27 protein-coding genes are annotated in these 25,270 nt (G+C 57.1%); 12 read left to right on the top strand and 15 right to left on the bottom strand.

Annotated features, from left to right (window positions below; genetic code table 11):
* The 5 genes from ACMGGE_RS18155 to acpT are packed head-to-tail and all read left to right on the top strand — an operon-like array spanning window position 1 to window position 4,205.
* Entirely contained in the window at window positions 1-1,170 is a 1,170-nt protein-coding gene (locus ACMGGE_RS18155) for a beta-ketoacyl-[acyl-carrier-protein] synthase family protein (protein ID WP_196353035.1), read from the top strand.
* Window positions 1,167-1,640 carry a 3-hydroxy-fatty acyl-ACP dehydratase gene (locus ACMGGE_RS18150; protein WP_008503092.1) on the top strand — a complete coding sequence of 158 codons (474 nt, stop codon included), beginning with the start codon at window positions 1,167-1,169 and terminating at the stop codon, window positions 1,638-1,640. The genes ACMGGE_RS18155 and ACMGGE_RS18150 overlap by 4 nt, the downstream gene beginning before the upstream one ends.
* The gene (locus ACMGGE_RS18145) at window positions 1,637-2,368 is read left to right on the top strand and encodes a 3-ketoacyl-ACP reductase FabG2 (RefSeq protein WP_008503093.1); all 732 of its coding nucleotides are present in this window, start codon (window positions 1,637-1,639) and stop codon (window positions 2,366-2,368) included. Before ACMGGE_RS18150 ends, ACMGGE_RS18145 begins: the two co-directional genes overlap by 4 nt.
* Window positions 2,365-3,594, top strand: a complete 1,230-nt coding sequence (locus tag ACMGGE_RS18140; RefSeq protein WP_395299649.1) for a beta-ketoacyl-ACP synthase — start codon at window positions 2,365-2,367, stop codon at window positions 3,592-3,594. The genes ACMGGE_RS18145 and ACMGGE_RS18140 overlap by 4 nt, the downstream gene beginning before the upstream one ends.
* Before the next feature lie 2 nt (window positions 3,595-3,596).
* Window positions 3,597-4,205, top strand: a complete 609-nt coding sequence (gene acpT / locus ACMGGE_RS18135) for a 4'-phosphopantetheinyl transferase AcpT (protein ID WP_420294017.1) — start codon at window positions 3,597-3,599, stop codon at window positions 4,203-4,205.
* Here the strand turns inward: acpT and arnF are convergent.
* The 8 genes from arnF to ACMGGE_RS18095 form a co-directional block, all read right to left on the bottom strand.
* Window positions 4,162-4,542, bottom strand: a complete 381-nt coding sequence (arnF, locus tag ACMGGE_RS18130; protein WP_420294016.1) for a 4-amino-4-deoxy-L-arabinose-phosphoundecaprenol flippase subunit ArnF — start codon at window positions 4,540-4,542, stop codon at window positions 4,162-4,164. The two genes, acpT and arnF, sit on opposite strands and share 44 nt — an antisense overlap.
* Complete coding sequence (gene arnE / locus ACMGGE_RS18125) at window positions 4,539-4,874, bottom strand: 4-amino-4-deoxy-L-arabinose-phosphoundecaprenol flippase subunit ArnE (protein ID WP_048226328.1); 336 nt, start codon at window positions 4,872-4,874, stop codon at window positions 4,539-4,541. Before arnE ends, arnF begins: the two co-directional genes overlap by 4 nt.
* Window positions 4,874-6,529 (bottom strand): lipid IV(A) 4-amino-4-deoxy-L-arabinosyltransferase, encoded by a 1,656-nt coding sequence (gene arnT / locus ACMGGE_RS18120; RefSeq protein ID WP_420294015.1) that lies wholly within the window; start codon window positions 6,527-6,529, stop codon window positions 4,874-4,876. Before arnT ends, arnE begins: the two co-directional genes overlap by 1 nt.
* On the bottom strand, window positions 6,526-7,428 hold the full coding sequence (arnD, locus tag ACMGGE_RS18115; protein ID WP_045909039.1) for a 4-deoxy-4-formamido-L-arabinose-phosphoundecaprenol deformylase: 903 nt from the start codon (window positions 7,426-7,428) through the stop codon (window positions 6,526-6,528). The genes arnT and arnD overlap by 4 nt, the downstream gene beginning before the upstream one ends.
* Window positions 7,425-9,407: a bifunctional UDP-4-amino-4-deoxy-L-arabinose formyltransferase/UDP-glucuronic acid oxidase ArnA gene (gene arnA, locus ACMGGE_RS18110; RefSeq protein ID WP_420294014.1), complete on the bottom strand. Its 1,983-nt coding sequence runs from the start codon at window positions 9,405-9,407 to the stop codon at window positions 7,425-7,427. Before arnA ends, arnD begins: the two co-directional genes overlap by 4 nt.
* Complete coding sequence (gene arnC, locus ACMGGE_RS18105) at window positions 9,404-10,387, bottom strand: undecaprenyl-phosphate 4-deoxy-4-formamido-L-arabinose transferase (protein WP_032644605.1); 984 nt, start codon at window positions 10,385-10,387, stop codon at window positions 9,404-9,406. The genes arnA and arnC overlap by 4 nt, the downstream gene beginning before the upstream one ends.
* 1 nt (window position 10,388) lies before the next feature.
* Window positions 10,389-11,528, bottom strand: coding sequence for a UDP-4-amino-4-deoxy-L-arabinose aminotransferase (gene arnB / locus ACMGGE_RS18100; RefSeq protein ID WP_045909042.1), 1,140 nt, complete (start codon window positions 11,526-11,528; stop codon window positions 10,389-10,391).
* Window positions 11,529-11,854: 326 nt separating this feature from the next.
* On the bottom strand, window positions 11,855-12,358 hold the full coding sequence (locus ACMGGE_RS18095; RefSeq protein ID WP_008503103.1) for a phenolic acid decarboxylase: 504 nt from the start codon (window positions 12,356-12,358) through the stop codon (window positions 11,855-11,857).
* A gap of 99 nt (window positions 12,359-12,457) precedes the next feature.
* Between ACMGGE_RS18095 and ACMGGE_RS18090 the strand changes: the two genes are divergently transcribed.
* Window positions 12,458-13,339 carry a LysR family transcriptional regulator gene (locus tag ACMGGE_RS18090; protein ID WP_048027758.1) on the top strand — a complete coding sequence of 294 codons (882 nt, stop codon included), beginning with the start codon at window positions 12,458-12,460 and terminating at the stop codon, window positions 13,337-13,339.
* 32 nt (window positions 13,340-13,371) lie between these two features.
* Window positions 13,372-14,166: an SDR family NAD(P)-dependent oxidoreductase gene (locus ACMGGE_RS18085; RefSeq protein WP_039267173.1), complete on the top strand. Its 795-nt coding sequence runs from the start codon at window positions 13,372-13,374 to the stop codon at window positions 14,164-14,166.
* 5 nt (window positions 14,167-14,171) lie between these two features.
* Here ACMGGE_RS18085 and ACMGGE_RS18080 read toward each other — a convergent pair whose 3' ends face one another.
* Window positions 14,172-14,618: an NlpC/P60 family protein gene (locus tag ACMGGE_RS18080; RefSeq protein ID WP_175481451.1), complete on the bottom strand. Its 447-nt coding sequence runs from the start codon at window positions 14,616-14,618 to the stop codon at window positions 14,172-14,174.
* Between the two features lie 321 nt (window positions 14,619-14,939).
* Between ACMGGE_RS18080 and ACMGGE_RS18075 the strand changes: the two genes are divergently transcribed.
* Window positions 14,940-15,602, top strand: coding sequence for an HAD family hydrolase (locus ACMGGE_RS18075; protein WP_074180434.1), 663 nt, complete (start codon window positions 14,940-14,942; stop codon window positions 15,600-15,602).
* Between the two features lie 95 nt (window positions 15,603-15,697).
* Here ACMGGE_RS18075 and ACMGGE_RS18070 read toward each other — a convergent pair whose 3' ends face one another.
* The 3 genes from ACMGGE_RS18070 to ACMGGE_RS18060 form a co-directional block, all read right to left on the bottom strand.
* Window positions 15,698-16,723: a TerC/Alx family metal homeostasis membrane protein gene (locus tag ACMGGE_RS18070; RefSeq protein ID WP_420294013.1), complete on the bottom strand. Its 1,026-nt coding sequence runs from the start codon at window positions 16,721-16,723 to the stop codon at window positions 15,698-15,700.
* 167 nt (window positions 16,724-16,890) lie between these two features.
* The gene (locus ACMGGE_RS18065) at window positions 16,891-17,289 is read right to left on the bottom strand and encodes a potassium channel family protein (protein ID WP_063622758.1); all 399 of its coding nucleotides are present in this window, start codon (window positions 17,287-17,289) and stop codon (window positions 16,891-16,893) included.
* A gap of 109 nt (window positions 17,290-17,398) precedes the next feature.
* Window positions 17,399-18,592 (bottom strand): NAD(P)/FAD-dependent oxidoreductase, encoded by a 1,194-nt coding sequence (locus tag ACMGGE_RS18060; RefSeq protein ID WP_235402449.1) that lies wholly within the window; start codon window positions 18,590-18,592, stop codon window positions 17,399-17,401.
* A gap of 228 nt (window positions 18,593-18,820) precedes the next feature.
* Between ACMGGE_RS18060 and pitA the strand changes: the two genes are divergently transcribed.
* From pitA to ACMGGE_RS18045, 3 genes are all read left to right on the top strand, one after another.
* Window positions 18,821-20,320 (top strand): inorganic phosphate transporter PitA, encoded by a 1,500-nt coding sequence (gene pitA / locus ACMGGE_RS18055; RefSeq protein ID WP_008503116.1) that lies wholly within the window; start codon window positions 18,821-18,823, stop codon window positions 20,318-20,320.
* A gap of 174 nt (window positions 20,321-20,494) precedes the next feature.
* Entirely contained in the window at window positions 20,495-20,884 is a 390-nt protein-coding gene (locus ACMGGE_RS18050; RefSeq protein ID WP_063622762.1) for a polymorphic toxin type 44 domain-containing protein, read from the top strand.
* The gene (locus ACMGGE_RS18045; protein WP_262781015.1) at window positions 20,862-21,269 is read left to right on the top strand and encodes a hypothetical protein; all 408 of its coding nucleotides are present in this window, start codon (window positions 20,862-20,864) and stop codon (window positions 21,267-21,269) included. Before ACMGGE_RS18050 ends, ACMGGE_RS18045 begins: the two co-directional genes overlap by 23 nt.
* Before the next feature lie 43 nt (window positions 21,270-21,312).
* On the opposite strand, the gene uspB is transcribed toward ACMGGE_RS18045, so the two are convergent.
* Window positions 21,313-21,648 (bottom strand): universal stress protein UspB, encoded by a 336-nt coding sequence (gene uspB, locus ACMGGE_RS18040; RefSeq protein WP_003861224.1) that lies wholly within the window; start codon window positions 21,646-21,648, stop codon window positions 21,313-21,315.
* Between the two features lie 283 nt (window positions 21,649-21,931).
* Here uspB and uspA point away from each other — a divergent pair, with 283 nt between their 5' ends.
* Window positions 21,932-22,369: a universal stress protein UspA gene (gene uspA / locus ACMGGE_RS18035; protein WP_003861223.1), complete on the top strand. Its 438-nt coding sequence runs from the start codon at window positions 21,932-21,934 to the stop codon at window positions 22,367-22,369.
* A gap of 92 nt (window positions 22,370-22,461) precedes the next feature.
* Here uspA and rsmJ read toward each other — a convergent pair whose 3' ends face one another.
* Window positions 22,462-23,214, bottom strand: a complete 753-nt coding sequence (gene rsmJ, locus ACMGGE_RS18030) for a 16S rRNA (guanine(1516)-N(2))-methyltransferase RsmJ (protein WP_045416997.1) — start codon at window positions 23,212-23,214, stop codon at window positions 22,462-22,464.
* A 7-nt stretch (window positions 23,215-23,221) separates the two neighbouring features.
* A complete protein-coding gene (gene prlC / locus ACMGGE_RS18025; protein ID WP_048027782.1) occupies window positions 23,222-25,264 on the bottom strand; it encodes an oligopeptidase A in 2,043 nt (680 codons plus the stop codon).
* Between the last annotated feature and the right edge of the window lie 6 nt (window positions 25,265-25,270).

Raw genomic sequence — 25,270 nt, 5'->3', positions numbered from 1 at the left:
ATGATTTATATTTCCGCTGTTGGCATAGTCAACGCGCTGGGCAACTCGCATGATGAAATCGCTGCTAACCTGATGACGGGCGTAGCGCCGGGTATGCATGCCCGAACCGGCTGGTTACAGGATTCACCCGATGCCGTGCTGGGCGGTGTGGAAGGCGAACTGCCGCCCATCCCGGAAACGCTGTCCGCACACCGCACCCGCAACAACCAGCTTCTACTGGCCGCGCTGGCGCAGATTCAGTCGACCGTCGACGAGGCTATCGCCCGCGTCGGCCGCGATCGGGTGGCCGTGGTGCTGGGGACCAGCACCTCTGGGCTGGATGAAGGCGATGAGCACGTGCAGCGCATGACCCATGGCGAAGCGAGCACGCACTGGCAGTACCCGCAGCAGGAGCTCGGCGATCCGTCCCGCTTCCTCGCCAACTGGCTTCAGCTCGAAGGCCCGGCCTATACGATCTCGACAGCCTGCTCTTCCAGCGCGCGGGCGATGATCGGCGGCAAACGTCTGATTGAAGCCGGGCTGGTGGACATCGCCATTGTTGGCGGAGCAGATACCCTGAGCCGGATGCCCGTCAACGGGTTTAACAGCCTTGAATCCTTCTCCCCTACGCTCTGCGAGCCTTTTGGTCGCGACCGTCGGGGGATCACCATCGGTGAAGCCGCCGCGCTGATGGTGCTTAGCCGTGAGCCCGCGGACGTGGCGCTGCTCGGTACGGGGGAATCCAGCGATGCGTACCATATCTCCGCTCCGCATCCGCAGGGCGAAGGGGCGATCAGGGCCATCACGCAGGCGCTCAACGAAGCGGGTATGCAGCCGGAGGATATCGGCTACATCAACCTGCACGGCACGGCCACGCCGCTTAACGATCAGATTGAATCGCAGGTGGTACACGATCTCTTTGGGGAAAGCGTGCCCTGTAGTTCTACCAAACACCTTACCGGCCATACGCTGGGCGCTGCCGGTATCACCGAAGCGGCCCTGAGCTGGCTGATTCTGACGCGCGATCTGCCCTTACCGCCGCAGGACTTCACCCGCTACGCACCGGACGACACGCTGGCGCCGTGCGGTCTGCTGCACCAGCGCACCGCGCTGACAAAGCCGGTCATTCTGTCTAACTCGTTCGCGTTTGGCGGCAACAACGCCAGCATTCTGCTGGGGAGAGCGTCATGAGCTACTTATCACCCGAAGCCTATTTGCCGCACGATGCGCCCATGATGTTGCTGGAGTCCGTTGAGAATGTGACGGACGACATGGCGGTATGCCGCGTCGCGATAGATAGGCAAAGCGTGCTGGCACCATTTCTTAATGCCGATGGCGACCTGCCGGGCTGGTACGCGCTCGAGCTGATGGCGCAGACCGTCGGCGTCTGGTCCGGCTGGCATCGCCAGCAGCAGGGGCAGGAGCATATTGCGCTGGGCATGGTGCTCGGCGCGCGTGAACTGATCTGCGCCAGCGGGCGTTTCGCCGCAGGCTTGACGCTGGACATCACCGTTAAGCTGCTGATGCAGGACGAACGCTTCGGCAGTTTTGAATGCGCAATTTCTGCTAATGAAGAGACGCTGGCCACGGGCCGGGTCAACACCTTCCAGCCAAGCGCAGAAGAATTAACCTCGCTTTTTAATCAGGGATCTAACGCATGAGTCGTTCCGTACTGGTCACCGGGGCCAGCAAAGGCATAGGGCGCGCCATCGCCCGCCAGCTTGCCGCCGACGGGTTTACCGTAGGCGTGCATTACCATCGTGATGCCGCAGGCGCGCAGGAGACGCTGGACGCCATCACGCAGGCGGGCGGCAACGGCCGTTTACTCTCGTTTGATGTGGGCAACCGCGAACAGTGCCGCGAGGTGCTGGAACAGGACATTGAAGCCCATGGCGCATGGTATGGCGTGGTCAGCAACGCGGGTATCACCCGCGATGGCGCCTTTCCGGCATTGAGTGAAGACGACTGGGACAGCGTGATCCACACCAATCTCGACAGTTTTTATAACGTCATTCACCCCTGCATTATGCCGATGATTGGCACCCGTAAAGGGGGACGCATTATCACCCTATCGTCCGTTTCCGGCGTGATGGGTAACCGCGGGCAGGTGAACTACAGCGCGGCAAAAGCGGGCATTATCGGTGCCACCAAAGCGCTGGCGATTGAGCTGGCAAAACGCAAAATCACCGTGAACTGCATTGCGCCGGGGCTGATTGATACCGGAATGATTGAAATGGAAGAGGCCGCGCTGAAAGAAGCGATGTCCATCATTCCAATGAAACGCATGGGCCAGGCTGAGGAGGTCGCCGGGCTGGCAAGCTATCTGATGTCAGATATTGCGGGCTACGTCACCCGCCAGGTCATTTCCATTAACGGAGGAATGCTATGACGCGTCGCGTGGTGATAACGGGCATGGGCGGCGTGACCGCCTTTGGCGAAAACTGGCAATCCGTGTCCAGCAGACTGCTGGCGTATGAAAATGCGGTGCGAAAAATGCCGGAGTGGCAGGTCTATGATGGCCTGCACACCCTGCTGGGCGCGCCGATTGATGACTTCACGCTGCCGGAACATTATACCCGCAAACGGATCCGCGCCATGGGCCGGGTGTCGCTGATGTCGACCCGCGCCACCGAGCTGGCGCTGGAGCAGGCGGGGCTGATTGGCGAGACGGTGCTCACCAATGGGCAAACGGGTATCGCGTATGGCTCATCCACAGGCAGTACCGGGCCCGTCAGCGAATTCGCCACTATGCTCACCGAAAAGCACACCAATAACATCACCGGCACAACCTACGTGCAGATGATGCCGCACACCACCGCGGTGAATACCGGACTGTTCTTCGGATTACGTGGCCGCGTCATCCCGACCTCAAGCGCCTGTACGTCCGGCAGCCAGGCAATTGGCTACGCCTGGGAGGCGATTCGCCACGGCTATCAGACCGTTATGGTTGCGGGGGGCGCTGAGGAGCTGTGCCCGTCTGAAGCGGCGGTGTTTGACACGCTGTTTGCCACCAGCCAGCGTAACGATGAACCCAAAACCACCCCTTCGCCATTTGATACGCAGCGCGATGGTCTGGTGATTGGGGAAGGCGCGGGCACCCTGATACTCGAAGAGCTGGAGCATGCCAAAGCGCGCGGAGCCACTATCTACGGCGAAATCGTGGGCTTTGCCACTAACTGTGATGCGGCCCATATCACCCAGCCTCAGCGTGAAACCATGCAGATTTGTATGGAGCAGTCGCTGGCCATGGCGGGATTAAGCGCCCTGGATATGGGGTATATATCCGCACACGGTACTGCCACCGATCGCGGTGATATTGCTGAAAGCCAGGCCACTGCCGCTATCTATGGTGACAACGTGCCGATTTCATCGCTGAAGAGCTATTTTGGCCACACGCTCGGAGCCTGCGGCGCGCTGGAAGCATGGATGAGTTTACAGATGATGCGTGAAGGCTGGTTTGCCCCGACGCTCAATTTAACGCACCCGGATGAGCAATGCGGTGCTTTAGATTATATTATGGGGGAAGCCCGCCAGATCGATTGCGAGTATCTGCAGAGCAATAACTTCGCGTTTGGCGGCATCAACACCTCGATTATCATTAAACGCTGGGCGTAACTATGTACCAGTTTGTACTGGGAAAGATCTCCACCCTTAGCGCGGACCCGCTGGCGTCAACGCTCGCAGACAGGGCACCTCAGGGTGCCCGACATGCCTCCTGGCTGGCCGGGAGGATGCTGCTCGCCAGAGCGTTATCCCCTCACCCGCTCCCCGACATCATTTACGGTGAGCAGGGGAAACCAGCCTTTGCGAAGGGGCATCCACTGTGGTTTAACCTGAGCCACAGCGGTGACGATATCGCCTTACTGATGAGCGATGAAGGCGAAGTCGGCTGTGATATCGAAGTGATTCGTCCAAGGAAGAACTGGCAGGCGCTGGCTAATGCGGTATTCAGCGTGACAGAGCATGATGAGCTGGAGCGTGAAGCGCCCGAGGAACGGCTTTCTGCGTTCTGGCGTATCTGGACACGGAAAGAAGCGATTGTGAAACAGCGTGGCGGCAGTGCCTGGCAGATTGTCAGCATCGACAGCACTGCGCAGACACACGCGGTCAGTCAGCTACAGGTCGGCTCGCTGAGCCTTGCCGTCTGCACATCGACCCCTTATACCCTGACCAACGAGTCGATTATCCACGTCGGGGCAGGAAAATCACCAGTACACCCAACATAATAAACACGACGCCGACCAGCCCGTGCCAGGAGAAGCTTTCTCCCCAGCCCGGCAGCAGGATCGCAGCGCCCCACACCAGGATATAGCTAAGACTCAGCAAGGCATACGCTTTGCTGAGCGCCATGCGATGCAGCGCCAGGTACCAGCAGCCCATCGAGGCCACATATCCCATCAACCCCAGCAGCAGCGCCCCCGTGCCGGATGAGAAGTGCCACAGCGCGGAAATAAGCGCCAGAACATCGCTGACCGGCGGCAGTGCCTGCATCGCACTGCGCAGCAACAGCTGCGCGGCGCTGACTAACAGCACGCTGCATAAGGCCCAGAACGCCCCTTTCACAGGCTTCCTCCCAGGATAACAATCCCAATGATGATCAACCCTACCCCCAGCCAGTGATGCGATGCGACGGTTTCACGCCAGAATACCTTCGCCGCCAGCGTCACCCAGACAAAATTGAGGCTCAGCATAGGGTAGGCAATGCCGACAGGCAGGCGCTGCAGCACCACCAGCCAGACCAGCATCCCGCTGCCCAGCGCCAGCAGAGCCAGGCCAAGCCACAGCGCGATATGCACGCCACGCCGCCCGGCTTTCGCCGGACGGGTAGCCTGTTTCTGGCACAGCTGTCCTGCACAGCTGAGCAGGCTTGCCAGTACCAGCCAGATCCAGGTCATCACTTCGGCAGATACTGCAGGTAGGCCAGACGGCCCTGGATATACAGGCTGTCCGGTTCTGGCAGATTAGCCCGCGAAAGGTCATCGCGTTTTGACAGCAGGATAACCAGCGATACGCGTCCCTGCTGACGGTGCTCTGCCAGCCACTGCGCGAAGTCATCTTTACCGACAAAACGATCTTTCACATCAGGATAATCCAGCCCGTAGCGCAGTTCGCCACTCTGACCATACAGCGTGATGTCATTGCGCTTCAGCTCCCACGCCAGGCCAGCGGCCACGCCCACGTTATTGGCCAGCACGTAACGGCTGTCCTGAAGCGGCTCGCGCACGGTGTCGACCAGCGACTGCGGCTGTTTGGAATCCACCACCAGGTTAGGAATGGCGAAACCAATCAGCAGCGTCAGGCCCGCCGGGCAGAACGCCGCCAGCCACCAGCGCTGCTGACTCTGCCTGAACGTAAACCAGCCTACCGCGGCCCAGATGAGGAACGCGACCACCGCGCAGAACACTTTATACAGTTCGACCGAGGTCCAGACCGGATGCTTAGACAGTCCCCACGGGGAGACCACCAGCGCCGCCACCACGCCGATAACGCCAAACGCCAGGTTAATCCCGCCGTTAATGCGCAACGCTCTGGCGCCTTTCTCCGCCGCGAGGCAGGCATAGCGTGCCATCAGGATCGCCAGCGGGGCAAAGCACGGCAGGATGTAGGTCGGCAACTTGCCTTTGGCGATGCTGAAGAACAGCAGCGGCATCACCACCCATCCCAGCAGATAGAACCCGCCACACGCGTTTTGTCGGTCATTCCAGCCGAGACGAAACGCGCCGGGCAGCAGAGCCAGCCACGGCAGGCTACCCGCAATCAGGAACGGTATGTAGTACCAGAACGGGGCTTTGTGCTGCGCGTCGCTCTGGGCGAAACGCTGAATATGCTCCACCCAGAAGAAGTAACGCCAGAAGTCAGGCTCACGCTGCGCAATGGCCAGCCCCCATGGCAGAACAATCAGCACGCAGCTCAGGATCGCGAGCCAGCCAAAAATCAGCACCTCTTTCCAGCGCTTCTGGGCGATCACCCACGGCAGCACGCCAATCACCGGTACCGCCAGTGCCAGGAAGCCTTTGGTCATCACCCCCATCCCGCAGGCCAGCCCAAGCAGCACATAGCCGCCCGCTTTTCCGGCAACGGTTTGGGCCTGTGACGCCAGCCAGAAGCTGCACATCGCCGCCACCAGCCACAGGGTGATGATAGGATCCAGCACCGCATACGTGCCGATGCCATACACCAGGAACAGGGTCAGGAAGATCAGGCCGGAGAAAATGGCTGTCCGCTTATCCCGCCAGAGACGCCAGGCCATCCAGATAACCAGCAGCGCGGCTAAACCGGTGGAGAAGATGGACCCGGCGCGCACGGCGAGGTTCGTGTGCCCGAACAGCATCTGCCCGATGCTGTTGATCCAGTAGCCAGCAATTGGCTTTTCAAAGTAACGCAGCCCCAGAAAATGCGGGACAACCCAATCTCCGGAGGCCAGCATTTCGCGGCTGATTTCCGCATAGCGCGTTTCATCAGGCTGCCAAAGCAGGCGGATATCGACCGGAATGAGGTAGTAAACGATAAACAGTGCGAGAAGCGCTAAGCCATAACGGGCTGTTTTCATGGGACCGGACTCACGGTTTGTTGATAACCAAGCCAGCCTTCCCGGCCAGCCAGTTCATTACGGACAACTTTGCCCACGGGCAGGGTGCTGAGGTCGTCTGGCAGCAGCTCGCTCAACGGGCAGAATTCGATGCCCTCCTGAGCGGCCATCGTCAGCAGTTCGTCGAAATCATGCTGATACGCAATCCCTTCCACTTCGGCATGGATGGTATACACCGGCGTACCGGCGTCACGATGAATGCGGTCCAGAATGTAGCGATTGAACTCATCCGCCTTAACCTCGCGTCCGACCACTTCATCCCAGGTGGGAAGCGTGACCGGAATTTGCACCGTACCGTAGCGATTTTCGCCTAACAGCGGCAAAAAGGGCCCGGTTCCGCGGCAATCGCTGTTGTAGCGAAACGCGAAGGCCTCTTTGGCCTTCACGACACGCTGATCCGCACGCCATCCCGCCACGGCGGAGCAGCGCACGGGCTGACCGATAATGGCCTCCAGCTCCAGCATCCCACGCTCGACCTCACGAGACAGGCGCGGGATATCCCAGACGCCCGCCCAGGCTTGCCAGGCATGGTGATCCCAGGCGTGCAGACCCACCTCATGATGCTGCGCCGCCTCGCGGATAACCGCTTCATTACCCGCGCCGATGCGTCTGCCGGGCCAGGCGGTGCCGGCCAGCAAAATATCCCAACCGTAGAGGGATGCTGCGCGCGAGCGCAGCATTTTGTACAGAAATGCCGGTTTAACCAGACGCCATAAATGGCGTCCCATGTTGTCAGGCCCCACGCTGAAGAAAATGCTGGCGCGCACACCGTGCTTGCTCAGCAGTTCCAGCAGTTTGGGTACGCCGTCACGCGTTCCCCTGAAGGTGTCGACATCAATGCGTAAACCGACTTTTTTCATGAGACCTGTTCCGACAGCTCCACGGTGCGCAGGAAGAAATCAAGCGTCTCATCAATGGTCTGTTCCATCTTCACGGTCGGCGTCCAGTTCAGGCAGCGCTTCGCATTGCGAATGCTTGGCTTACGGTGCTCAACGTCCTGATACCCTTTACCGTAGTAGCTGCTGCTTTCCACTTCGCGGAAGCCGGCAAACGGCGGGAATTTATCGCGCAGCGGATGACGCTCAAAGCTGGCCAGCAGCATCTCGGCCAGCTCGCGAATGCTCGCTTCGTTGTCCGGGTTGCCGATGTTGATGATTTCACCGTTGCAGCGGTTATCTTTGTTTTCGATGATGCGGAACAGCGCTTCGATACCGTCGCTGATATCCGTAAAGCAGCGTTTCTGTTTCCCGCCTTCGATAAGCTTAATTGGGGAGCCTTCCACCAGGTTCAGGATCAGTTGGGTTATCGCACGGGAGCTGCCGATACGCGCCGCGTTCAGGTTGTCCAGACGTGGCCCCATCCAGTTGAACGGACGGAACAGGGTAAAGCGCAGGCCCTCTTTCTCACCGTAGGCCCAAATCACGCGGTCCAGCAGCTGTTTGGAGACGGAGTAAATCCAGCGCTGTTTGTTGATCGGCCCGACCACCAGGTTGGAGGTGTCTTCATCGAAGTTCTTATCGGTACACATGCCGTACACTTCAGAGGTGGACGGGAAGATGATGCGCTTGTCGTATTTCACGCAGTCGCGGATGATCTTCAGGTTCTCTTCGAAGTCCAGCTCGAACACGCGCAGCGGGTTACGGGTGTACTCGATTGGCGTGGCAATAGCGACCAGCGGCAGCACCACGTCGCATTTTTTAATGTGGTATTCAATCCACTCGGAATGGATGCTGATGTCCCCTTCCACGAAGTGGAAGCGCGGGTTGTCCAGGAAGCGGCTGATCGCATCCGCGCCGATATCCAGACCGTAAATCTCGTAGTTATCGTCCTTAAGCAGACGTTCGGTCAGGTGGTTACCGATAAAACCGTTCACGCCGAGGATCAGCACGCGGGTGCGGCGTTTGATGGCAACAACCGGTGCGCTGGTGATCAGCGCCCCGGCCACCAGGCCCAGAGACTGCGCCAGCTGTGTGCCCTGAATGTACAGGCCGTTGTCGGTTTGTCCGGTAACGATCTCCAGTGCCTGCTCGCCGCAGCTCACAATCAGCGGGGAGACGGAGACGACGGTGCCCGGTTTTGCCGCCGGAATGTCGTCACGCACGCGGGATTTCCAGACGATGAATTTGCTTACGCCCGCAAAGCTGTAGGCGCCCGGCCACGGATCGGTTACGGCGCGCACCAGGTTGTGCAGCTGGCGGGCCGGTTTGTTCCAGTCCAGACGACCATCTTCCGGCGCGCGGCGGCCAAAGCAACTTGCCTTGCTCTCGTCCTGTGCGGTTTCGCTGAAGGTGCCGTTAAGGATGGCAGGGAGGGCATCACGCAGCAGCGTCTGTGCCGTCGCGTTCAGCTTCTGATGCAGCTGCAGCGCGGTGTCGTCCGCATCAATAGCGACCTTCTGCTGTGCCACGATAGCGCCCGCATCCGCACGGCGCACCATGCGGTGCAGCGTCACGCCCGTTTCCGTTTCACCGTTCACCAGCACCCAGTTCAGCGGGGCGCGGCCACGGTAGGCAGGCAGCAGAGAACCGTGAAGATTAAAGGCGCCTTTTGCGGCCAGGCCTAAGATCTCGTCAGAGAGCAGGTTGCGATAGTAGAACGAGAAAATCACGTCAGGCGCGAGGGCGCGGATGCGCTCCACCCACAGCGGGTGGTTAACGTCGTCCGGCGCATAAACCGGGATACCGCGCTCGGCGGCGATACGCGCCACGGAGCCGAAAAAGTTGTTTTCTCCAGCCGCGTCCGGATGGGTAAAGATTGCCGCAATGTCATAGCCCGCTTCCAGCAGGGCCAGCGTGCCCGTGCACCCCATATCGTGATAGGCAAATACAACAGCTTTCATGGGTGAATTTCCTCTTGAGATGCTTTGTGTTCCTGACGGACAACACGTTGAATAAAGTAGCGCGGACGCGCGCGAACATCGTTATAGATACGGCCAATGTATTCACCGAGGAGACCCATCCCGACAAACTGGGCGCCGATGAACATAAACAGCACGGCAAAGAGCATAAAGACCCCTTCCGCCGCCCACTGCGGGCCAAAGACCAGGCGCAGTACCACCAGCAGGACAGAAATCGCAAAGCCCGCCAGCGCAATAATGCTGCCGAACACGCTCAGCAGACGCAGCGGCGTGGTGGTCAGGCAGGTGATGAGGTCATACATCAGGTTGATGAGACGCATAAAGCTGTACTTCGATTCCCCGTGCTCGCGCTCGGCGTGCAGAACCGGGATTTCCGTTGCCTTACGGGCAAAGGTATTCGCCAGAATGGGAATGAAGGTGCTGCGCTCGTGGCAATGCAGCATGGCGTCGACGATATGGCGGCGGTAGGCGCGCAGCATGCAGCCGTAATCGCCCATCGCTTTACCGGTCGTGCGCTGGATCAGACGGTTGATGGTACGCGAGGCCAGTTTACGGAACAGGCTGTCCTGACGGTTCTGACGTACCGTGCCGACCACGTCATAGCCTTCGTCGGCTTTGGCCACCAGGCGTGGGATCTCTTCCGGCGGGTTTTGCAGGTCCGCGTCCAGGGTGATGATCAGATCGCCCGTGACGTGGCTAAACCCCGCCATAATCGCCGAGTGCTGGCCGTAGTTACGGTTGAGCAGCACGGCTACGATGTGGCTGCCTTCAGCCTGCGCGGCTTCGGTCAGCATCAGCGCGGAATTATCGCTACTGCCATCATCCACCAGCAGAATTTCGTAGGCCTTGCCCATCGTGTCACAGGCGGCCGTTGTACGGCGGATCAGTTCGGGCAGGCTCTCCTGCTCGTTATAAACCGGGATTACCACGGATACTTTTTGTACAGGCGGTGCACTGAACATATCAATGTCCTGCAAGCTGATGGAGTGCGGTAATGACGCGGGTTGTGTCGTCATGAGTCATGTCCGGGAAAAGAGGGAGAGAACAAATACGCGCGCTATTCCATTCAGAATTCGGGAGCGATACATCAGGAAAACGCTCGCGGTAGTATTTTTGCGTGTGGGCCGCGCGGAAATGGAGGCCGGTACCGATGCCTTTCTCTTTCAGCGCCGCCATCAGGTTGTCGCGTGAGATCCCGCAGCGCGCTTCATCAACGCGAATAATAAACAGGTGCCAGGCGTGCACGTGCGGCCATGACGGAATAGTGAGCGGCTGGAACGGCGTATCGGCAAGCTCCAGCAGGTAGCGTTCAGCGATTTCCTGGCGGCGTTTGTTGGCCTCTTTCAGTTTGCCTAACTGCACCAGCGCCAGCGCGGCGTTGATGTCCGCCAGGTTGTATTTATAGCCCGGCGCGATCACTTCCGCCTGCGGCGCGCGGCCGTGCGTCTGGCGATCATAGGCGTCTACGCCCAGGCCATGGAATTTCAGACTGCGGATCCGCTGTGCCAGCTGCGCGTTATCGGTGACCACCAGGCCGCCTTCCGCACAGGTCATGTTTTTAATGGCGTGGAAGGAGAAAATTGCCGTTCCTTTCCAGCCCACGTGACGGTTTTTGTAGTACGTTCCGGCGGCATGAGCCGCATCTTCAATCACCGGAATACCGTGACGTTCACCGATGGCATGGATAGCGTCGATTTCACACGGCGCGCCGGCATAGTGAACGGGAATAATGGCTTTAGTGCGCGGGGTAATGGCGGCTTCAACGGCTTCTGGCGTCACCATTAATGTGTCTTTATCCACATCAATCATGACTGGCGTGGCGCCCAGCAATACGATCATATTCAGCGTGGACACCCAGGTCTGGGAAGGAGTAATGACTTCATCGCCCGGGCCAATATCCAGCGCCATCAGCGTAACGTGCATGCCCGCGGTGGCGGAACAGACGGCAATCGCATGCTGATTCCCGGTAAGTTGACAGAATGCCTCTTCAAGTTCCTGATTCTTAGGCCCTGTGGTGATCCAGCCCGACATCAAAACGTCCTGAAGCGCCGCAATTTCCTCAGCGCCCATCGACGGTCGCGAAAAAGGCAGAAAATCACTCATTATTAATTTCCTTGCAATCAAAATGGCACGTTTTTGATATTAACCAAATGCTGGCCCGTTTATTTCAACGAACCATAAACTTATATCAAAGTATCTCTCTTTCCTTAGGGAAAAATTAAGACAGCGTTTACAACGCTATAAGACAACTAGCAGCCAATTGAAAAACAACAAGTTAATTTAATATTAAATATTTTTGATGTGATCTTCCGCAACATTTTGAAATGGGATCATTTAAACCATACATCAACAAACAAAAAAAATCCCGGCCATTTCAAAATAATATGAAATAGCCGGGAACTTTTCTTTTTAGTTAATTGTCGCGCTTATTACAGGTTATCTGGAAAGTTTTTCGGTAATTCACTGGCCGCACAGGCGATCACGCTTTCGTTATTGGCGCCGCAGTCACGTACAAAGGTGATAGTGGCAAATTCATCAATCACTTCCGTTGGATACGCCGGGCCCGCATCACGGTAGCTGTTCATCAGTGGAATATGATCGTTCTGGAAGCAGACGGTTTTTTCCGGGTTGTTCATGACCCAGCGCGGGAAGAAGATGGTGCCGTGGAACAGTTTGTCGCCCAGGTTCACAATCAGGCTGACGTCGGTACCGGTTGGCTCGGTCCAGGAAATTTTATAGATGCTCTCCCCTACCCGCACGATGTAAGCCTGCTGATCTTTCACCCAACGGTTTGCCACCAGACCGCTGTGAATACGGTAATCCAGGGTCGTCTCATTTTTGACGTAAATCTCGTAGTTCCAGCCGTTGTCGTAGGTATAAACAAGGTGTTTGCCAACGAAGCCGCTTAAGTCGTGTTTGTCGAAGGTGTTCATAAGATGTCTCCTTTGTTTTGATGAGACGATCGTACCCCTTCAAAAAATGAATGAATAACGCTATGTTTTAATCAAATTCATCCAAATTTTAGATAAATTATGCATAAGACGACGCTTGAACAATGGTCTTTACTGGCGAAAGTGGTCGAGGCGGGCAGCTTTGCCCGAGCGGCGGAAGAAACGCACCGCAGCCAGTCTTCCGTGAGCTATAACCTGTCGCTGCTGCAGGAGCGGCTGGGCGTGGCCCTCCTGGTGCCGGAAGGACGACGGGCGGTGTTAACGCCGGCAGGAGAACTGCTGCTCAACCAGGTTAAACCGCTGCTGAAAGCCTTTTCGTACGTTGAGACGCGCGCAGCGACCCTTCGCAACGGAATGCGCACGCGCCTGGATCTGGTGGTGGATTCCATTTTCCCCCGCCGCCGCCTGTTTGCCATTCTGCGCCAGTTCCAGCAGCAGTATCCGCAAACCCAGGTACGACTCACCGAGGTGCTGGAAAACACCCGGGACGACGCCATTAACGACGAAGCCGATGTGATGGTCCTCACCCGCCGCCAGGACATGACCGGGCTCGGCGAATGGCTGATGAATATCGACTTTATTGCCGTGGCCCACCATCAGCACCCCCTCTTTGACCTCGACGCGCCGCTTAACGATGACATGCTACGCCCGTGGCCGCTCATTCAGATTGCGGACAGCCAGCCCGCCGCGCGCGCGGCCGGTGAGTCATGGACCTTCTCCACCATCGATGCCGCCATTGAGGCCGTCCTCTCTCAGGTCGGCTACGGCTGGCTGCCGGAGGAACGCATCCAGACTCAGCTGGATCAAGGCATCCTGAAACGCCTGCCGCTGAGCCACGGTGCACGCAGAGCGACGCCGCTTCACCTGATTGTTAAGCGCTCCCTCGCCCCGCTTGACGAGCAGGTGGAGACGCTGCTGCGCCTTTTTAGCCAGGAGCCGTCATCCTCACCTGCTACGCTTTAAGGTCCGAACGTTAAAACGATAAGGAGCGGATGATGAAAATCGACTTTACGGGGAAAGTGGCGCTGGTGACCGCCTCAACCGGCGGGATCGGGTTCGCCATTGCCAGAGGGCTGGCAGAAAGCGGTGCCGAGGTGATCGTCAATGGCCGCAGCACGGAATCGGTGAATAAAGGCATTCAGCAGCTGCAGCAGGTGGTGCCGGGTGTCCAGGTGCGCGCCGCGATTGCCGATCTCAGCACGGCGGAAGGGGTCGAGTCGCTCCTCAAGGTAGCGAATAACGTCGACATTCTGGTTAACAATGCCGGGATTTACGGCCCGCAGGATTTCTATTCCACCGACGATGAAACCTGGGAGCGTTACTGGCAGACCAACGTGATGTCCGGCGTGCGTCTGTCCCGCGCCTTGCTGCCAGGCATGGTGCAAAAAGGCTGGGGGCGGGTGGTGTTTATCTCCTCCGAGTCGGCCTGCAATATCCCGGCGGATATGATCCATTACGGGGTGACCAAAACGGCGCAACTCTCGCTGGCGCGCGGGCTGGCGAAGTTCGTGGCGGGAAGCGGCGTGACGGTCAACAGCGTCTTGCCGGGGCCAACGATGTCGGACGGTTTCGCAGAGATGATGAAGGATGAAATCGAAAAAACCGGTAAATCGCTGGAGCAACTGGCGAAAGAGTTTGTGATGGCCAACCGCCCCAGCTCGGTGATCCAGCGCGCGGCCACGGTTGAAGAGGTGGCCAATATGGTGATTTATGTCTGTTCGCCCCAGGCTTCCGCCACCTCGGGCGCGGCGCTGCGCGTTGATGGCGGCGTCGTGGATGACATCATCTGAGGCTGTCAGGCTGCACTGCCTGCAACCCGACGGGCAGTAATGTAGTGCGCCTGCCAGTAAGCATCCGTCAGGGTTGAGACCGTGACGCCCTGGCTGCTTGAGGCATGAATGAACTGGCTATTGCCAATATAAACGCCGACATGCCTGCGGTTCGGACCCGTCTGGAAGAACACCAGATCTCCGGGCCTCAGGCGGTATTGCGTCACCTGCACCCCGCGGTGGATCTGCTCGCCGGTCGTGCGCGGTAAATTAAGATGCGCCGCATCGCTGAACAGGTGCTGCATGAGCGCGGAGCAATCCACCCCGCGGCGCGTGGTACCGCCCCACTGATACTGGGTTCCCTTCCACTTTTGGTATTGATCGAGCATGCGCGAGCGCAGCGGGCCCGTATCCTGTTGCATCAGCGCAGATTTCGCTGGCGAGACTGCCAGTTCATGGTTCATCGATAACATCGACGCGGGAAGTTGAAAACTGAATGCAGAAAACGACGCAAAACTAAACGTTAGGATTGAAATAAACGATCTAAGAGTCATATCAAGAAAGAGGTAGTGAGTGAGTTTTTCCTTACCTGTGGGGGCCAAAGGGTTCCCCTAAATATCGTGCGATGTGGCGATAATATAGACAGATCATTTTTTCACCAATTCTTATCGAGGCCAAAATTGGACTCACTTTGAGATCGCAAGATCGAGAAAAAAATGGTGGTGATGTAAGGACTGTCCTGGTAAAGCAGGTAAACTGATCCACAGAATGTGTATTTCAGCTAAGACGTATTTATGACCAATATGATTGCCGACGAGACGGTGGCGAAATCCAGCGTGCTCTCTGTCTTTGACTTTGATGGGACGTTAACGCACCACGACAGCTTTATCCCTTTCCTGCGCTTTGCCTTCGGGAAACGTTACTTCGCGGGCCGCCTGGTGCGGATGGCGCTGCCCACGCTCCACTGCGTGCGTCGCAAGCTGACGCGCGATGAGTTGAAGGAAGTGCTGATTAAAACGTTCCTGACGGGCGTGGATGAACACTGGTTGCGCCAGCAGGCGGAAGCGTTTTGCGAAAAATACTGGAACAAGCTGATGCGCCCCGAAGGGGTTCTGGCCGTGGCGGCCGAGGTGAATTCCGGTGCGGAGGTGACCATCTGTTCCGCGTCTCCGGCACTGGTGCTTCAGCCGTGGGCTGACAAACTGGGCATTAAGCTGATTGGCACGCAGCTGGAAGTGAAAAACGGCAAGCTGACGGGGCGCATCACGGGCCACAACTGCCGCTGCGCCCAGAAGGTGGCCAGGCTGGAAAAAGTGTATGGCGATCTGAACGCCTATCACCTGCGCGCCTGGGGAGACACCCGCGGCGATCACGAGCTGCTGGCGGCGGCGCAGGATCCGCACTGGCGGCACTTCCACCCGCCGCGCAAGCGCCGGAATTCACCGATTAAGGGTTAGGTGCGGTCTGGTGCCCTCACCCCAGCCCTCTCCCACAGGGAGAGGGAGAAAACCAAACTGTAGGCCCGGTAAGCGAAGCGCCACCGGGCGGAACATCAGGCCTCACGTTTCCCCGGGAACATCACGCTCGCAATAATTCCCAGCGCCAGCACGCCCAATACCACAAACAGGCTGGCCGTCGCGCCAATGCTGTAACCGTGATGCCAGAAGTGATCGGTGGCATTTAACCCCAGCTTGAACGCCACGAAGAACAGCAGCAGCACCACGGCTTTCTCGAGGTGCACCAGATACTGCTTCAGCGCTTCCAGCACGAAGTAAAGCGTACGCAGACCAAGAATAGCGAACATCATGGCGCTATAGATAATCAGCGGCTCGCGGCTCACGGCAATAATGGCCGGCACGGAGTCAAATGCGAACATCACGTCAGAGAGTTCGACCACGGCCACGCACAGCAATAGCGGCGTCGCATAGCGCTTCGCCTTCTTCACGCGTCCGACCATCACGTCCTGGTTTTCCGGCTTTTCAAGCTCCGCATCCACCTCTTTCTGCGTCAGAATAAAGGCATTGCTGCTGATTTTCAGCCAGACCGGATAGAAGCGTTTTACCAGGCGATAGGCGAGATGACCCGAGTAATCTTCCACTTCGTCACTCTCTTCATTACGTCTGAGCATCATCACCGCCGTCCAGCCGACGACCAGCGCGAAAATCACTTCGACGTAGGGCCCCAGGCTTAACAGGCTGGTGCCGATAGCCACGAAAATACCGCGGAAGACAATCGCCCCCAGCACGCCCCAGTAGAGCACACGGTGACGGTACTTATCCGGCACGCCAAACCAGGCGAAGATCGCCATCATCACGAACAGGTTATCGACGGAGAGCACCTCTTCCAGCGCATAGCCGGTAAGGAACAGGCTCGCCATCTCGGCGCCGTGGTGAACGTACAGGAACCCGGCGAAGGCCATCGCCATCATGACCCAGAAGATGGACCACATGGCGGCGCTTTTCAGCGAGATCGGTTTGTCGTGACGGTGCATAAAGAGGTCGATAAACATCGCCCCAACGGCCATCACCACAAAGACAACAACGGTTTCCGTCGGGAAACCGAGATGAGCAGCAGACATACAAAACCCTTTTGGCAGACAAAACACAGAACCATGCAAACTGGCGTAAACCAGGAACGAAACAGGGCGGGCCGTTAATCAGCCTCTTCACCCTTAAAGCCGCAGCCCAATCGGCTACGCAAGGAGGGGTACTTTACCTTACCAGGCGGGGATTGCGCATCTGCCGTTTAGGCGCTCATGCCACGTAAACGCTGCAGCACCGCGACCAGAACCGCCACAGACCAGCCTACCATCAACGCGCCCACCAGTCCTTCCACCCCGCCGATGAGCCGCCAGTGCTGGGGTAACGTGACGTCGCCGTACCCTACCGTCGCATAGCTCACCAGCGAAAAGTAGAAGCTGGTGTTCCAGTCATTAAACGCGTCGATGACAAAATAAAACGCAGCAAACAGCCCGGCTTCCAGGAGATGGGCGAAAATCATAGAGATCACGATGCCGACATTGCGTAAAACAATGCGTACCGCAGAATCGACCTCTAACGTAATGAATTTTAAAACGCCAAACATCCACAGCGAATGAATCACCACGGTTAGGGTAAGCAAAATAATAATGCTGATTAGCTGCATGGTACGTGCTCTGACCAAAAGGAGTATGGCCCCGCGAACGCGGCGGGGCATCTGGTCGAAGCTTAGTCGAAGGGAGAGGAAAAGTTGGTGCAATAATTGCGTTACGTGATTATTTCTCTGCCAGCGCCTGAGCACATGCCCAGGCACTTGCCCATGCCCACTGGAAGTTGTATCCGCCGAGCCAGCCGGTCACATCCATCACTTCACCAATAAAATAGAGCCCGGGTACGTTGCGCGCTTCCATGGTGCGGGAAGAGAGTTCATTCGTGTCGACCCCGCCCAGCGTGACTTCCGCGGTGCGGTAGCCTTCCGTGCCGTTTGGCTGCACGCGCCAGTTTGTCAGGGTCTCCACCAGCGTCTCCTGTTCGCGGCTGTTAAGCTGCTTAAGCGACACGTCGGGGATCTGCCCCAGCACCTGCAAACACTCCACCAGACGCTTCGGCAGCTGCATTGCCAGCGTGTTTTTCAGGCTTTGATTCGGGTGCGCGGTACGCTGCTCGTTGAGGAACGCATCGAGATCGCAGTCCGGGAGCAGGTTAACCGTGACAAACTCCCCCGGCTGCCAGTAGCTGGAGATTTGCAGTACCGCCGGGCCGGAGAGGCCGCGATGGGTAAAGAGCAGGTTTTCGCGAAACACCGTGCCGTCTTCGGCGGTGATAACGGAGGGAACAGACACGCCAGACAGCGTCTGAAGCTGTTCCAGAAGCGGTTTATGCAGCGTGAACGGCACCAGCCCGGCGCGCGTAGGCAAAACGTTCAGGCCAAACTGTTCGGCAATCTTATAGCCGAACGGGGAAGCGCCCAGCCCCGGCATAGAGAGGCCGCCGCTGGCGATCACCAGATTATCGGCACTGACGGTTTCGCCGTTGAGCTGCAGCGTGTAGCCCTGGTCGTCGCGGGAAACCTCCAGCACCTCTGTGCGCAGGCGCATGACCACGCCGCCCTTCTCGCACTCGGCCACCAGCATATCGACAATCTGCTGCGCGGAGTCGTCGCAGAATAGCTGGCCCAGCGTCTTCTCATGCCATGCGATACCGTGCTTTCCCACCAGGTCGATAAAGTCCCACTGGGTATAACGCGCCAGCGCAGATTTACAAAAATGACGGTTTTGGCTCAAATAGGCCGCGGGTTCAACATACAGGTTAGTAAAGTTGCAGCGCCCGCCGCCGGACATCAGGATCTTACGGCCTGGCTTTTTACCGTTATCCAGCAGCAGCACGCGACGACCCGCCTGTCCGGCCATTGCCGCACAAAACATACCCGCCGCACCGGCGCCAATTACCACGGCATCAAACCTTTCCACGTCAAAACCCTCTTTGTTAACTGCCGCGGATTGTAAAGTTTCCTCTGTGGTCACACCAGCGTAAAAAGATATTACAAAGCCATTCCATTGAAATTTAAAGAATATCCTTTCAGGCACTTTTCTCAATTCAGGTGGTATGTCAAAAAAAGTCTATATTTCACTTTGCCCGTTGCGCATTTGTCCTGGATAATGCGCCGCGTTCATGTCCTCAAAATGGCGTAACGTCCTATGCTACATTTGTTTGCCGGCCTGGATTTACATACCGGGCTTTTACTCTTGCTTGCTCTGGTTTTTGTACTGTTTTACGAAGCGATCAACGGCTTCCACGACACTGCAAACGCAGTAGCGACGGTTATCTACACTCGCGCAATGCGATCGCAGCTTGCGGTTGTTATGGCGGCGGTATTTAACTTTTTTGGTGTCCTCCTGGGCGGACTGAGCGTTGCGTATGCCATTGTGCATATGCTGCCAACAGATCTGCTGCTTAACGTAAGTTCTGGCCATGGCCTCGCTATGGTGTTCTCAATGCTGCTTGCTGCAATTATCTGGAACCTCGGTACCTGGTATTTCGGCCTGCCTGCATCCAGTTCTCACACCCTCATCGGCGCGATTATCGGTATCGGGTTAACCAACGCCCTCATGACCGGTACATCGGTTGTTGATGCGTTAAATATCCCGAAAGTACTGGGGATCTTTGCCTCTCTCATCGTCTCCCCTATCGTGGGTCTGGTGGTGGCAGGCGGGCTGATCTTCATCCTGCGTCGTTACTGGAGCAATACCAAAAAACGCTCCCGTATTCACCTGACGCCAGCAGAGCGTGAAAAGAAAGACGGCAAGAAAAAGCCGCCATTCTGGACGCGTATCGCCCTGATCATTTCCGCAATTGGTGTGGCTTTCTCACACGGCGCGAACGATGGTCAGAAAGGCATTGGTCTGGTGATGCTGGTACTGATCGGCGTTGCTCCGGCAGGCTTCGTGGTTAACATGAACGCCTCCGGCTACGAAATCACCCGGACCCGTGATGCGGTCAACAACGTTGAAACCTACTTCCAGCAGCACCCTGAGCTGCTGAAAAAAGCGACCGGCGTTGACCAGTTGATTCCGTCTCCGGAAGCCGGTGCTACCACCGCGCCTGGCGAATTCCACTGCCATCCGGCAAACGCGATTAACGCGCTGGAACGTGCCAAAGGCATGCTGGGCAATATCGAAAGTTATGACAAACTGACCGTTGAGCAGCGTGGTCAGCTGCGTCGCATTATGCTGTGCATCTCTGATGTGACGGATAAAGTGGCGAAGCTGCCTGACGTGAATGCTGACGACCAGCGTCTCCTGAAGAAACTGAAAGGCGATATGCTCAACACCATTGAGTACGCGCCAATCTGGATCATCATGGCGGTCGCACTGGCACTCGGTATCGGTACGATGATTGGCTGGCGTCGTGTGGCGACCACCATCGGCGAGAAGATCGGTAAGAAAGGCATGACCTATGCGCAGGGTATGTCCGCTCAGATGACGGCGGCAGTGTCTATCGGTCTGGCGAGCTACACCGGTATGCCGGTATCCACCACCCACGTACTCTCCTCGTCCGTGGCAGGTACCATGATTGTTGACGGTGGCGGCCTGCAGCGCAAAACCGTGACCAACATTCTGATGGCCTGGGTGTTCACCCTTCCGGCATCCATCCTGCTGTCTGGCGGGCTGTACTGGATTTCGCTGAAGCTGATTTAATCGGTTGAAAGCGACAAAAAAGCGGGTCAGGAAACTGACCCGCTTTTTTTATGGCTGTTATTTGCAATCGAACAGTTTATAACATTAGGATTTCCTGAACATTTTTTGCTCAAAAGAGCTGCGAAGATAACACTATGATGACGGTCAGAAGAAAAACCAGACAAAGGAGAATGTATGGCTTCTGTCCCAATTTCAGGACCTGGCTCAATGGTTATAGCAAATAATATGCGTGAAGCACGTCTTCATGGCATGTCGCGTAACATGGCCACTCCCTCAACGTATTACTGGTTCTACCAAAAAGTCCGAAATGGTGGTCCCTGGGATTACAAAAAGTTCGACCCTTATTTTGCTGCATTTGGTAATTTCAACTTCGGAGCCGCCGGAACTGCAGCAGGCATTCCTGCAAACATCCTTCTTATGGGAGCAGGTTGGGCTCAAAGCCGTGCTGGCACGTCAAAACCTGAATGGGGAAAATGGTACGAAAAGCCGCCTTACGGGGACGATCCAACGGACCAACGCAATATCAGAGAAGGAATAGAGTATGCCATTCAAAACGGCTACTAAATGGATTCATCGCCTTGTTACGGTTTCGCTTCTGGCTCTGGTCATTGGATTTGTGTGGCTAAACCACCAGCCTAATCAGCGAAATAACGATGCACTTCAACGCGTTTATAAATTATCTGACAGCGTCTGGCTCTATATGACCGTGAACAATCAGGGTGGCGCCACCGTACCCACAATCTACCGTTACTATCTCTCGGAAAAGATAACAGGGAAAGACACCGACATTATCCATCAGTTGGCTATGAAGCATCCTGTCATTGAAGGTTCGGGTACAATCACTGCGGCCAGCATTGATACAAACGGAGACGTTAATATCACCTATAGCGGAAAGGTTATTTCGATTGAGAGCGATATCTCCGATCTTCGGTTCACGGTTAAGCCCTGAGCCAGAGGAAAGAAGGCGGGGCTGACCCCGCCTGCTGTGATGCTCAGTGCCAAATCATCAATGCAATCATGCTGACCACGACCAGGCCACACAGGGCGCTGGTTAAAATGAACTGACGACGCAGGCGCTCGCAGCGACGGATAAACTCTTCATCGTGATGATCGCGGTAGCGCTGGTAGTAAATATATCCCACCAGACGCATCTGTTTGCTGGGCTGTCCATGCGAGGTGAAGAACCCTCCACCGTCCACATACTGATAAAGCAACGGATCGCAACCACGAAGTACCACTAACAGCGCACGTAACGATGAGAAGTAGCGCGCCATATTCACTATGCAAACAACGCATAACGCCCAAAACAATGCGACGGTGCTAATCATACATCCTCCCCGGCGTCCGCCCACGAAGCAAGGCTTCTGAGCTACCGCACCCCAATGCCCTGACAGACAGTTCAGTGAAAGAATGACCAAAAGTCGATCCGGTTCGCGTTTTAATATCCGAACGGCTCATTTAATAGTGTAGGAGATCCGTTAATTTTTTTGCCACAAGGTTAATCGTTATCAACACCAAAGCTTGAAAAATATGTTTAACTGGGCCGTAATGAAAGCATCAGACGACGGCTTTCCCATTTAGTCATCGATAACTTAAGGAAGGAGTAACACTATGGCTTACAAACACATTCTCATCGCGGTAGACCTCTCCCCGGAGAGCAAAGTGCTGGTTGATAAAGCGGTATCCATGGCACGTCCCTACAACGCGAAAGTTTCGCTGATTCACGTTGATGTGAATTACTCCGACCTCTACACCGGTCTGATCGACGTCAATCTGGGCGATATGCAGAAGCGTATCTCCGAAGAGACGCACCACGCCCTGAGCGAACTGTCCACTAACGCAGGCTACCCGATTACCGAAACCCTGAGCGGCAGCGGCGACCTGGGCCAGGTACTGGTTGATGCGATCAAGAAATATGACATGGACCTGGTGGTGTGTGGTCACCATCAGGACTTCTGGAGCAAGCTGATGTCTTCCGCGCGCCAGCTGATTAACACCGTTCACGTGGATATGCTGATTGTTCCACTGCGTGACGAAGAAGACGAGTAAGTGCAAAAAAGCCCGGTGGCGCTAACGCTTACCGGGCCTACAAACGGCACTAACTGTAGGCCGGGTAAGGCGAAGCCGCCACCCGGCTTTTTTTATTCCGGCGTGCCTGAGTAGATATCAAACCGGTGCCCTTTGGTGGTCACCGCATTGGTCGTGGCAACGTCCGCCAGCGGCGGCGCATAGTCAGGGCGCTTCACCACCACCCGCTTCGTCGCCAGCTGGCGAGCCGGCGCCAGCAGGCCATCCGCGTCCAAATCAGGCCCCACCAGAGACTGAAACACCCGCATCTCTTTCTTCACCAGCGCGCTTTTCTGCTTGTGCGGAAACATCGGGTCGAGATAGACCACCTGCGGGCGCGGGGTGATATCGGTCAGCGCCGTCAGGCTCGAGGCGTGGATCAGCTGCAATCGTTCCTGCAGCCACGGGCCGATTTCCGGGTCCGCGTAGCCACGGCTCAGACCGTCGTCGAGCAGGGCCGCCACTACCGGATTACGCTCCAGCATCCGCACCCGACAGCCGACGGACGCCAGCACAAACGCATCGCGCCCCAGCCCCGCCGTGGCATCCACCACGTCCGGCAGATAGCTTCCTTTAATCCCAACCGCTTTAGCCACCGCTTCGCCGCGACCGCCGCCGAACTTGCGCCGGTGCGCCATCGCGCCACCGACAAAATCGACAAAAATCCCGCCGAGCTTCGGTTCGTCGCGCTTGCGTAACTCCAGATGCGCTGTGGTCATCACCAGCGCCATCGGGTTTTCATCATCGTGCTCCAGCCCCCAGCGGGCGGCCAGAACAGATAAGGCGCCGTCTCCGGCGCCCGTTTCATCCACTAAGCAGATCTTCACGTAACAATCAGCCTTTGATCCCGTAATGCTCAAGCATCGCATCCAGCTGCGGCTCGCGTCCGCGGAAGCGTTTGAACAGCACCATTGGCTCTTCGGAACCGCCGCGGGTCAGGATATTGTCGAGGAACGACTGGCCAGTTTCACGGTTGAAGATCCCCTCTTCTTCGAAACGAGAGAAGGCATCCGCCGCCAGCACGTCGGCCCACAGGTAGCTGTAGTAACCCGCCGCGTAACCGCCTGCAAAGATATGGCTGAACGCGTGCGGGAAGCGGCCCCAGGTTGGCCCGGGAATAACGGCAACCTGCTTTTTAATCTCGGCCAGGGTTTCAAGAATTTTCGCGCCCTGCTCCGGGCTGAACTCGGCGTGCAGGCGGAAATCGAACAGGCCGAACTCCAGCTGACGCAGGATAAACATCGCCGCCTGGTAGTTCTTCGCCGCCAGCATTTTATCCAGCAGTTCTTTCGGCAGTGGTTCGCCGGTCTCATAGTGACCGGAGATAAACGCCAGCGCGTCCGGCTCCCAGCACCAGTTTTCCATAAACTGGCTCGGCAGTTCGACCGCATCCCACGGCACACCGCTGATGCCTGCCACGCCTGCGGTTTCGATGCGGGTCAGCATATGGTGCAGTCCGTGACCGAACTCGTGGAACAGGGTGATCACTTCGTCGTGAGTAAAGAGCGCAGGTTTGCCGTTTACCGGACGGTTGAAGTTACAGGTCAGGTAGGCGACCGGCTTCTGCAGAGAACCGTCTGCTTTACGCATCTGGCCCACGCAGTCGTCCATCCACGCCCCGCCGCGCTTGTTCTCACGCGCGTAGAGATCGAGGTAGAAGCTGCCGCGCAGTTCGTTTTTCTCGTCATACAGTTCGAAGAAGCGCACGTCCGGGTGCCAGACGTCGATATCGGTACGCTCTTTGGCGGTGATGCCATAGATGCGCTTCACCACTTCAAACAGGCCGTTAACGGCTTTGTTTTCCGGGAAATACGGGCGCAGCTGCTCGTCGCTGATGCTGTAGAGGTGCTGCTTCTGTTTTTCGCTGTAGTAAGCAATGTCCCACGGCTGCAGTTCGTCCACGCCGAACTCCGCTTTCGCGAAGGCGCGCAGTTGGGCCAGCTCTTTTTCACCCTGTGGACGGGCGCGTTTCGCCAGATCGGTCAGGAAGTCGAGCACCTGCTGCGGATTTTCCGCCATTTTGGTGGCGAGGGATTTATCGGCGTAGTTTTCGAAGCCCAGCAGTTGGGCCAGCTCGTGGCGCAGGGCGAGGATTTCCGCCATGACCGGGCTGTTGTCCCACTTACCGGCATTCGGCCCCTGATCGGAGGCGCGGGTGCTGTAGGCGCGGTACATCTCTTCGCGAAGCGCCTGGTTGTCGCAGTAGGTCATCACCGGCAGATAGCTCGGGATATCCAGAGTTAGCAGGAAGCCGTCCTGCTCTTTCGCCTCGGCCTGCGCTTTTGCCGCCGCCAGAGCGCTTTCCGGCATGCCGGAAAGCTCCGCTTCGTCGGTAATCAGCTTCGTCCAGCCCATGGTGGCGTCGAGCACGTTGTTGCTGTACTGGTTACCCAGCTCGGACAAGCGCGCGGCGATTTCACCGTAGCGGGTCTGCTTCTCTTTTGGCAGGCCTATCCCGGACAGCTCAAAATCACGCAGGGCGTTATCGACCGATTTTTTCTGCGCCGTGTTCAGTTCGGCATAATGGTCGCCGTCGCGCAGGTCGCGATAGGCTTTGTAGAGCCCTTCGTGCTGGCCAACCCAGGTGCTGTACTCAGAGAGCAGCGGCAGGGTTTGCTCGTAGGCTTCGCGCAGCTCCGGGCTGTTTTTTACCGAGTTCAGGTGGCTCACCGGGGAGAAGATGCGCCCCAGCACGTCGTCCACTTCGGCCAGCGGCTGACACAGATTTTCCCAGGTGTACGGCGCGCCCTGCGCTACCACGCTTTCTACCGCCGCGCGGCAGTTGTCCAGCGATTGCGTAACGGCTGGAACCACATGCTCGGGGAGGATTTTAGAAAACGGCGGCAACGAAAAAGGCGTCAGTAATGGATTGGTCATAAACGC

It is taken from the genome of Enterobacter sp. BNK-22, from assembly GCF_048684805.1.
Classification (GTDB): Bacteria; Pseudomonadota; Gammaproteobacteria; order Enterobacterales; family Enterobacteriaceae; genus Enterobacter; species Enterobacter quasiroggenkampii.
The sequence above is the reverse complement of the archived record's forward strand: the minus strand, read 5'-3'. Positions and strand labels throughout refer to the sequence as shown.

What these genes read in the sequence shown, in the direction of transcription:
- ACMGGE_RS18070 (WP_420294013.1), bottom strand. Translation starts at nt 16,723, where the DNA reads ATGTCTGCTGCTCATCTCGGTTTCCCGACGGAAACCGTTGTTGTCTTT.
- ACMGGE_RS18080 (WP_175481451.1), bottom strand. Translation starts at nt 14,618, where the DNA reads ATGTTATCGATGAACCATGAACTGGCAGTCTCGCCAGCGAAATCTGCG.
- arnB (WP_045909042.1), bottom strand. Translation starts at nt 11,528, where the DNA reads ATGAGTGATTTTCTGCCTTTTTCGCGACCGTCGATGGGCGCTGAGGAA.
- prlC (WP_048027782.1), bottom strand. Translation starts at nt 25,264, where the DNA reads ATGACCAATCCATTACTGACGCCTTTTTCGTTGCCGCCGTTTTCTAAA.
- ACMGGE_RS18065 (WP_063622758.1), bottom strand. Translation starts at nt 17,289, where the DNA reads ATGCAGCTAATCAGCATTATTATTTTGCTTACCCTAACCGTGGTGATT.
- ACMGGE_RS18050 (WP_063622762.1), top strand. Translation starts at nt 20,495, where the DNA reads ATGGCTTCTGTCCCAATTTCAGGACCTGGCTCAATGGTTATAGCAAAT.
- ACMGGE_RS18045 (WP_262781015.1), top strand. Translation starts at nt 20,862, where the DNA reads ATGCCATTCAAAACGGCTACTAAATGGATTCATCGCCTTGTTACGGTT.
- ACMGGE_RS18085 (WP_039267173.1), top strand. Translation starts at nt 13,372, where the DNA reads ATGAAAATCGACTTTACGGGGAAAGTGGCGCTGGTGACCGCCTCAACC.
- ACMGGE_RS18095 (WP_008503103.1), bottom strand. Translation starts at nt 12,358, where the DNA reads ATGAACACCTTCGACAAACACGACTTAAGCGGCTTCGTTGGCAAACAC.
- arnT (WP_420294015.1), bottom strand. Translation starts at nt 6,529, where the DNA reads ATGAAAACAGCCCGTTATGGCTTAGCGCTTCTCGCACTGTTTATCGTT.
- ACMGGE_RS18155 (WP_196353035.1), top strand. Translation starts at nt 1, where the DNA reads ATGATTTATATTTCCGCTGTTGGCATAGTCAACGCGCTGGGCAACTCG.
- arnC (WP_032644605.1), bottom strand. Translation starts at nt 10,387, where the DNA reads ATGTTCAGTGCACCGCCTGTACAAAAAGTATCCGTGGTAATCCCGGTT.
- uspA (WP_003861223.1), top strand. Translation starts at nt 21,932, where the DNA reads ATGGCTTACAAACACATTCTCATCGCGGTAGACCTCTCCCCGGAGAGC.
- ACMGGE_RS18150 (WP_008503092.1), top strand. Translation starts at nt 1,167, where the DNA reads ATGAGCTACTTATCACCCGAAGCCTATTTGCCGCACGATGCGCCCATG.
- ACMGGE_RS18145 (WP_008503093.1), top strand. Translation starts at nt 1,637, where the DNA reads ATGAGTCGTTCCGTACTGGTCACCGGGGCCAGCAAAGGCATAGGGCGC.
- ACMGGE_RS18090 (WP_048027758.1), top strand. Translation starts at nt 12,458, where the DNA reads ATGCATAAGACGACGCTTGAACAATGGTCTTTACTGGCGAAAGTGGTC.
- arnD (WP_045909039.1), bottom strand. Translation starts at nt 7,428, where the DNA reads ATGAAAAAAGTCGGTTTACGCATTGATGTCGACACCTTCAGGGGAACG.
- acpT (WP_420294017.1), top strand. Translation starts at nt 3,597, where the DNA reads ATGTACCAGTTTGTACTGGGAAAGATCTCCACCCTTAGCGCGGACCCG.
- arnE (WP_048226328.1), bottom strand. Translation starts at nt 4,874, where the DNA reads ATGACCTGGATCTGGCTGGTACTGGCAAGCCTGCTCAGCTGTGCAGGA.
- uspB (WP_003861224.1), bottom strand. Translation starts at nt 21,648, where the DNA reads ATGATTAGCACCGTCGCATTGTTTTGGGCGTTATGCGTTGTTTGCATA.
- pitA (WP_008503116.1), top strand. Translation starts at nt 18,821, where the DNA reads ATGCTACATTTGTTTGCCGGCCTGGATTTACATACCGGGCTTTTACTC.
- arnA (WP_420294014.1), bottom strand. Translation starts at nt 9,407, where the DNA reads ATGAAAGCTGTTGTATTTGCCTATCACGATATGGGGTGCACGGGCACG.
- ACMGGE_RS18140 (WP_395299649.1), top strand. Translation starts at nt 2,365, where the DNA reads ATGACGCGTCGCGTGGTGATAACGGGCATGGGCGGCGTGACCGCCTTT.
- ACMGGE_RS18075 (WP_074180434.1), top strand. Translation starts at nt 14,940, where the DNA reads ATGACCAATATGATTGCCGACGAGACGGTGGCGAAATCCAGCGTGCTC.